Source organism: Empedobacter falsenii (genome assembly GCF_019308355.1).
GTDB classification, from domain to species: domain Bacteria; phylum Bacteroidota; class Bacteroidia; order Flavobacteriales; family Weeksellaceae; genus Empedobacter; species Empedobacter falsenii_B.
In genome coordinates, this window is record NZ_JAAGKM010000072.1 from 1 (window position 1) to 7,161 (window position 7,161).

Here is a 7,161-nt window from a genome sequence, read left to right on the forward strand (position 1 = left end):
GGGAAAAACCTTGGGTGGTTTTTGCTAAAAAGCCTTTTGGAAGCCCAAAATCTGTGGTGGAATATTTGGGCAGATACACGCATAAAATCGCCATCAGCAACCAGAGAATCAGGAAAATTGACGCGGAAACGGTAACTTTTTCTTACAAAGATTACCGCCAAAAAGGCATCAAAAAGCAGATGGTTTTAAGCCATAAAGAGTTTATCCGAAGATTTGCGATGCATATTTTACCGAAAAGATTTGTAAAAATCCGTCATTATGGTTTTTTGAGCAGCACCTGGAAGCGTATCAAACTTAAAAATCTGCAACAAAATTTAGGCATCCAGCCCAAAGAAAAGCTTCCGCCAAAAGCTTTTCAGCCGAAATGTAGTTGTTGTAAAGTTGGAAATTTGGTAACGATTGCCACGTTCGATCTTCGAGGTCCGCCAACATGGTTTTTGGAGATGAGCCAAAATTTTGAAACCCCTAAAATTTAGCATTTTGGGTAAGGGAAATCTTACCCTAACGTGAAGGAAAGCACGATAAAACCATGAAAAACTCGCCAAAATCACCCACAAAAAAAGAGACTCTTTCAAAGTCTCTTGTATCTCTAAAAATCTTTTGTCGATAAACCCATAGTGTGGGAAAATACCCAACCAAAAGCTGCCGAAGCTTCCGTTCAACAGGGTTTTCATTGTTCGTGCTACGCACGCAACGAAAACTTAGCTATTATCGGTAGTGGTAATTCATTCGTTATGTTTTCGGGGGCTTTGTCGTGTGTTGGCTTGGTAGCTCTTTTGCAATTTTGTATGGCTTTGTGCGGTTGGAAAAATGCAAATGTGCTACCAAAAGCGTTGGGTTAGTCTGCCGTTTGTAATTTTCCTGCGTATGTTCCGTATGGTTTGCCTGAATAATCTCCTGTTTTAAAATAATCACATAAGAGTTTGATTACATTGTCTATATCTTCTTCCGTTTCGAATTGAATTTTACCGTCCTTTATGTTTATTGGGGCTTTTTTCTTTTTGCCTAATGTTTCCAATTTCTTGATGTTCTTTGAAGTTAGAGAGTTTAAGTTTCCTATTTTTTCCAATTTCATTAACTTTTTATGAATAGCAACTTTCGTTTCTATTTTGTCATTTAGTAATTTTACATCTCCAAAACATTCGTGTTTGGAAATTGAAGTTGCAATATCTTCAGCTCTTTTTTGTACTCTTCCTGCAATCCTACAAGTTGCTCAAAGTAATACTTTTTCAAAACGTAAAAAGTTTCTTCGTAGAAGATACAATCTATTTGTTTATCCAAATAAACAGTATCGCTTTTCAATAACGATAATGTATTAGTGTTGGTGTCAAAAAAAGTTCTTATTGTACTTCCTATACTTTTCTTTTCTCCGTCTTTTTCCTTTTCAATACCAACTTTTCCTGGCGATATTTTTCTAAATGTGTAGAAAGATTTATCGCTGTCAATTTCAAATTCTACACAATATGCCCAAAGAGTTTCGTCTTGAAGTATATCGTTTAAATCTGTGATTTTTTGAGGACTTTGGTTTAATTGGTTGTAAACAACATCTGAAAATGAACCAACTTTATTTTGCATTTGATATGTAAACAAATGTTCTGTTTCATCTGCAATGACATCATAATCAAAGAAATGTAAATCTTCGTTATCTTGAATTTTCTGAAACTGTTTTAGTGAAAGTTCATAAAGATACTTTCTTACTTCGTCTGTAATTTCTATCTGATAAACTTTGAAATCAAACTTTTCTAAAACTCGTGAGTTGGCTTTCATTCCCTCTTTGAGAATACGAGTTACAAAGTACATCTTCAAATTTTCCGCACTTGCCTGACTAATTATATCAACTAATAGAGATTTATCCATAATAAATATTTTTCGTAATTAGGTTCATTTTTATTTCTTGTTCGCTTTCCAAATCTTCTTCTTTCGTTATTAAAAGCCCTTTTTTTGTTTTTCCTTTTTTATTGTAATCGACTTGGTAAAGTGTATGGGTAATACTCAAAATGGGGTTTATTACAATCATATTTGATTTGGTGTAAATGAAAAATATGATGACTAAAACAATAAAAATAGAAGTAATGTCAAACAAGTTGTTGGTATCCTGAAATATAAACGGAACGATGTAGGTAGAAATATAACTTATGCTTTCACTATTTTTGTTTTCTACCTCAACAATTTTCACAAGTTCTCCATTTGATTTTTTAGTGTCTAAATTTGTCAATAAAAATTTCAGTCCGATATACCCAAATATTGCAAAAAGAAAAAGAAAAGCACTTAATCCAAATTTCTTAAAAGCTAAAAAAATACTTTCTTGGCTAAATCCTCCAAAATTCAAATACTCAATATTTTGTTTGACTTGTCGTAAAATCAACAGTCCAAACAATGGAATATATGATGTAATGAACAATACAAAAATTGCAATATTATTGAGTTTTACTTTTTTCATTACATCATTTTTCAAATATTAAAAAGGTTGTTCAACTAACTCTTTTTCAATAACAGAAATATTTGTCTTTTTACAACTTTCTGCCAAAGCATTTGCAACGTGCCACATTAAAACAGGCGGAATTGCGTTACCAATCTGCTTATAGGCTTGTGTTTCACTCACAGGAAAAACAAAGTTTTTAGGAAAAGACTGAATACTTGCCGCTTCTCTTGGAGTAAAACGTCTGTAAATTTCTTGTTCTGGATTGACTAATAAAACAGGGTCACGAGAATTTAAACTTGTCTTTGCCAAATGCGAAGTTACTGTTAGGCATTGTCCGTTCAAGTCTTGGTACAAACCACGTTTCATATTATTTTTTGCGTTTTTCATTCCCTCAACAGCTCGTTTTGAGAAATAATACTTTTCTTCCTCAATGGCTAATTGTGGAATTACTTCTTTTAATGGAACCCATTTTTTTGTACTGAAAAGATTGGTTTCAGAATGTGTATCTGTTGGGAATTTGTAATCAACATCTACGTCATTTCGTACTCCCACAATAAAAACACGTTCTCTTTTTTGTGGTATTCCAAAGTTTGATGCGAGTAATACTTTGTATTTTACTTTGTAACCAACACTTTCAAATTCAGTAATAACTTTTTTAAGGATTTCTCCTTTTTGAAGTGTTACTAATCCTTTCACGTTTTCACAAACAAAGAATTTAGGTTGTTTTGCTTTAAGAATTTTAACAAGTTCTTTGTAAAGATTTGCTCTGTCATCATTCGTGTCTTTGTTTGGGTTTACTGTACTGAATGATTGACAAGGGAAACCACCAAGCAACAAATCAAAATCTTCTATTTGATTAATGTCCACGTTTTTAATATCATCACAAACCGCAGGATGCTCAAAGTTTGCATTGTATGTTTCAACTGCATATTTGTCAAAATCCAAAGCATAACTTATCTCAAATGGGAGAGGAGCATAATGTTCTTTTAGGAATTTAAAATCTCCGAGTATTCCTAAATCCGAGCCTCCACAGCCACAAAAAAATGATGCTACTTTAATTTTATTTTCCATAATTAATATTGTTTGTCTATACTTTCAGAACCAAAATCCATTCTGTACAGAGTTGGTAAAACTGTAATAATTCCGCTTTCGTTTTTTCCGAAAGGGTCGTTTATTTTTCTTACGATTGTCGCATTTGGAGTAAAATAAACCCGATAAATATTATATGCAGAACGATATTGTTTTGCAGCTATCCATTCTTTTCTTGTCAGGTTGATTGTATCAGTCCAAGAATTGTCGTTTAAGTCGGGTTCGGTAATTCGTTTTGTAGATTTAACTTCTACAAACCTTGCAAATTCGGGTTCTTCCCGGTTTTCGTCTGCTTCTACAGAAGAAATATCATAACCTAAACCTCTTTGTTTACCTAAAAGCAATACTTTGTTTACCAAACGTGGATGCGTTGTGTTTACTCTGTTTTTTTCTAAACTGAAAACAAAATCTTCTCCTTCATCTCCTAAAATAGTTTGGTCAGTTCCTTTTTGCGGAACTTTCGGTTTTTCGATTTCCTCTCGTTGCAATGCTACTATTGAGGTTGATAAAATTTCAGGATTTGGAACAGCGATTTTTCCGAAATAAGCAGACCAATCAGAATACATTTGTTTTTTCTCATCATCATTATTCAAATCATATTTGAAAATGTCGAATTGTAACGGTTGAGCTAATTCTGAAATAAAAACATCAATAATTTCTTGTTCGGCTTTATTGATTACCAATTTATCTCCTTCGATAATTATCAGGTTGGCTAAAGCCGATAAGTTAAATTGTTCTCTTATGTGTTGTGTATGAAAAGAACCTGATTCTAATTTTTTGCTTGTATTTTCGGCTCTGTCTTTTAGAATTACACCTAAAACCTCTTCTACGGAAATTGTTCCTTGTAAAACTTGTTTCGCATTCAATACATAATAACCAATTTCATCTTTGGTAAGAACAATTCCATTATTTTGAGCCAATGAAAGCAAAGCCAAAACAAAATGAAAAGGCTTGAATTTTATACCGTCATTTATGCGTTCTTCAACCGTTTGGATTTTTTGAGTTCCGTTTGGAAATTGAAAATTCAAACAAAGGTTTTTGAAAAATGCAGGTTGGTCGTTATCAACTAAAAGTTTTTCGTTACTTGGACTTTCATAAATATAATGTTCGTCAGAATAATATAGTCCAAAAAGTTTCCCTGCAACTTCGGTTATGTGATTTCTGATTGTTTTTTGATTATTCTCTCCAAGATTTTCAAAATCATCATTATAGATGATTTGAGATAATCTGTCATTAAATTCTTGGTCAAATATTTCCTTTGTACAAGGACATATTTCTGCAACAATGTTAGCATAAGCAGGTAAAAGATTGTCTAATTCCTTTTGTGCTTTACCTCGAATAATCGTGCATCTATATTGAATATCTGGATTGAACATTTTAAATGTATTTAATTAATTCTTCTGCTATTGTTTTAGCCAATAATGGTGGAACAGCATTTCCAATTTGTTTTAATTGACTTGTTTTTCCTCCTTTAAAAATATAATCATCGGGAAAAGATTGCAGTCTTGCACTCTCTCTTGCAGTTGGCACTCGGTCAAATTCATAATGAAAATGATGATTGTGTCCTGTGTCAATCGTGAAGCTCGGTTTTTGACTGTTTAATCTCGTCCACGCAATATTTACTTTTCTTGTCTGATGAAGTTCTTTTGGTAAACTCTTATAATTTCCACCGTCGGGAACCATCGAAATAATTTCAATTGTTTTCTCATTATGAATTGTAATTTGATGATTGAAAACTCCTTTGGAGTTTTTTCTCATCATCTTTTGAAATTCATTTTGAGGTTTGATAGGATATTTGCTTCCGTCCTCCAAAGTGTCTTTTGGTAAGTCCGATATGGCTTCTTTTGAAGTAATATGATTTTCAGTTGTCGGTTTGGGAAAAATAAATTCTTTGTTCTTTTTTGTGCCAATAAAAAACGTACGTTTTCTGTTTTGTGGAACACCAAAATCAGAAGCCAATAAAATTTTATAAACTACGGTATAGCCAAGTTTTTCAAAATCTTCAATGATACTGTCTTTCACAATACCTTTTCCCATTGAAACAATGTTTGGCACATTTTCCATTAAGAAAACTTTTGGCTGATAATATTTTACAAAATTCACAAACGATTTATAAAGTTTATTGCGTTCGTCATCAACAATTCTTTTTCCTGCAATGGAAAAACCTTGGCAAGGCGGTCCACCAATGATTACATCAACATTTTCAATTCCTGTTTGTTTTGAAATTTCTTTTGGAGTTTCAGTAAATAAATCTGCAACTATTCCTTTTGCGTTTTTGTGCGTATTTTCAAAGGTAACAATTGCGTCTTTCCAATGGTCAATACCCAAAAGCACATCATATCCTGCCTCGATGAACCCATAAGAAAGTCCACCGCAACCACAAAATAAGTCTATTACTGTTGGTCTATTTTTCATTATCAAAATTGATTTCTCCTTGTTTTACATTTACACTTTTCAAGTAATTAACTCTTTCTTCAGCAACAATCAAAGTTTTTGGAGAACAGTTATATTGATACATTTTTTTAGCGAATTGGTCGCCAAAATATTCACTTTTCAAATCTTCAATGTCAAGACCAAAAGTATTAGCTAATTTTTCTAAACATTTTTCGTCAAATTCTTTTTTGCCTGTTTCGATTTTACTCAAAGCACCTGAATCAATACCAAGTTTTGCACCTAATTGAGTAAGTGTTAAACCGTTTTCGGTTCTTAATTTTCTAATATATTCTCCAAAATTTGCTTCCATTGTCTTGAATTTTAAATCTTGACGATTTTGACAAATTTACACAAAGAATTTAGTTCGGCAAATTTTTTAGTTTGATTTTTTTTACAAATTGGGTGGTGGGTGGGCTTGGGTGCGGTTGGGAAAAATTAAATGTGGTGCAATAGCGTTGGCTTTGTGTGTCGGCTTGCACCTCTTTTAATTTTTGCGAAGCGTTGGCACTTTTTTCTTTTTTGTTCGTCCGTTGATTTTGTGTCGAAGCGTTCAAATGCCATTACCGATAACGTTAAGGTGCTTTGTGCAGTAGGGGTTTTCGGAGGCGGAACGTTCAACCTGCCACATAGACCGATAGTAGTACAAATGTTCAATTAACCACGTCAGCCCCTATTGCACAAAACACGTGTTGAACTAAACCTTCGGTAGCCCCGTCTGCATATTTTTGATTACTTTGTAAAACTAATTAAAAATCAATAGAATGGCAACAAAAAAAAGAGTTTAGAAGAGCTCAGAGAAAACAAATTGATCAATCAGGCAAAGCGGGAAGTTCCGGGATTTGCGGAGCTTTTGCAAAGGTTTGAACGTACGGTTTCGGTGTTGGGAAGGAGCCAAAGTACGTTTCAAAATTACTCCAGACACGTCGCTGCAGTGTCGCTACATTTCGGAAAAATTCCTACAGAAGTGGATACCGAGCAAATTCACGATTACCTTTTTTATCTACAGAAAAAATCTAAATCGCCTTCGCAATCGTATTTTAAACACACCGTTTACGGACTTCGGTTTCTGCTAAAATCGGAAGGTTTAAGTTATGATTTTTTGAGTCTTCCGGAAATTAAAAAAGAGAAAAAACTGCCTGTAGTGCTTAGTAAACAGGAGGTTTGGCAGATGTTGTCCGGCTGTAAACTTTTAAAACATAAAATCTTAATCGGCATTC

At 33.4% G+C, this 7,161-nt stretch carries 7 protein-coding genes and 1 pseudogene; 2 read left to right on the forward strand and 6 right to left on the reverse strand.

The window, feature by feature from the left end; genetic code table 11:
* On the forward strand, positions 1–476 hold a 476-nt coding region (locus G0Q09_RS14440; RefSeq protein ID WP_219035406.1), incomplete at its 5' end, for an IS91 family transposase.
* 362 nt (positions 477–838) lie between these two features.
* Here G0Q09_RS14440 and G0Q09_RS15160 read toward each other — a convergent pair.
* The 6 genes and pseudogenes from G0Q09_RS15160 to G0Q09_RS14470 form a co-directional block, all read right to left on the reverse strand.
* A pseudogene (locus tag G0Q09_RS15160) lies at positions 839–1,857 on the reverse strand (Kiwa anti-phage protein KwaB-like domain-containing protein).
* The gene (locus G0Q09_RS14450) at positions 1,850–2,440 is read right to left on the reverse strand and encodes a KwaA family protein (RefSeq protein WP_219035407.1); all 591 of its coding nucleotides are present in this window, start codon (positions 2,438–2,440) and stop codon (positions 1,850–1,852) included. Before G0Q09_RS14450 ends, G0Q09_RS15160 begins: the two are co-directional and overlap by 8 nt.
* Before the next feature lie 18 nt (positions 2,441–2,458).
* On the reverse strand, positions 2,459–3,493 hold the full coding sequence (locus tag G0Q09_RS14455; RefSeq protein ID WP_219035408.1) for a DNA cytosine methyltransferase: 1,035 nt from the start codon (positions 3,491–3,493) through the stop codon (positions 2,459–2,461).
* Positions 3,494–3,495: 2 nt separating this feature from the next.
* On the reverse strand, positions 3,496–4,887 hold the full coding sequence (locus G0Q09_RS14460) for a protein NO VEIN domain-containing protein (protein ID WP_219035409.1): 1,392 nt from the start codon (positions 4,885–4,887) through the stop codon (positions 3,496–3,498).
* A 1-nt stretch (position 4,888) separates the two neighbouring features.
* Positions 4,889–5,926 (reverse strand): DNA cytosine methyltransferase, encoded by a 1,038-nt coding sequence (locus G0Q09_RS14465; protein WP_219035410.1) that lies wholly within the window; start codon positions 5,924–5,926, stop codon positions 4,889–4,891.
* Positions 5,916–6,254 (reverse strand): helix-turn-helix domain-containing protein, encoded by a 339-nt coding sequence (locus tag G0Q09_RS14470; protein WP_219035411.1) that lies wholly within the window; start codon positions 6,252–6,254, stop codon positions 5,916–5,918. The genes G0Q09_RS14465 and G0Q09_RS14470 overlap by 11 nt, the downstream gene beginning before the upstream one ends.
* A gap of 495 nt (positions 6,255–6,749) precedes the next feature.
* On the opposite strand from G0Q09_RS14470, the gene G0Q09_RS14475 reads away from it, so the two are divergent.
* Positions 6,750–7,161 (forward strand): phage integrase N-terminal SAM-like domain-containing protein (locus tag G0Q09_RS14475; protein ID WP_257468288.1); only part of this gene is annotated, 412 nt, incomplete at its 3' end.

What these genes read in the sequence shown, in the direction of transcription:
- G0Q09_RS14450 (WP_219035407.1), bottom strand. Translation starts at nt 2,440, where the DNA reads ATGAAAAAAGTAAAACTCAATAATATTGCAATTTTTGTATTGTTCATT.
- G0Q09_RS14455 (WP_219035408.1), bottom strand. Translation starts at nt 3,493, where the DNA reads ATGGAAAATAAAATTAAAGTAGCATCATTTTTTTGTGGCTGTGGAGGC.
- G0Q09_RS14460 (WP_219035409.1), bottom strand. Translation starts at nt 4,887, where the DNA reads ATGTTCAATCCAGATATTCAATATAGATGCACGATTATTCGAGGTAAA.
- G0Q09_RS14465 (WP_219035410.1), bottom strand. Translation starts at nt 5,926, where the DNA reads ATGAAAAATAGACCAACAGTAATAGACTTATTTTGTGGTTGCGGTGGA.
- G0Q09_RS14470 (WP_219035411.1), bottom strand. Translation starts at nt 6,254, where the DNA reads ATGGAAGCAAATTTTGGAGAATATATTAGAAAATTAAGAACCGAAAAC.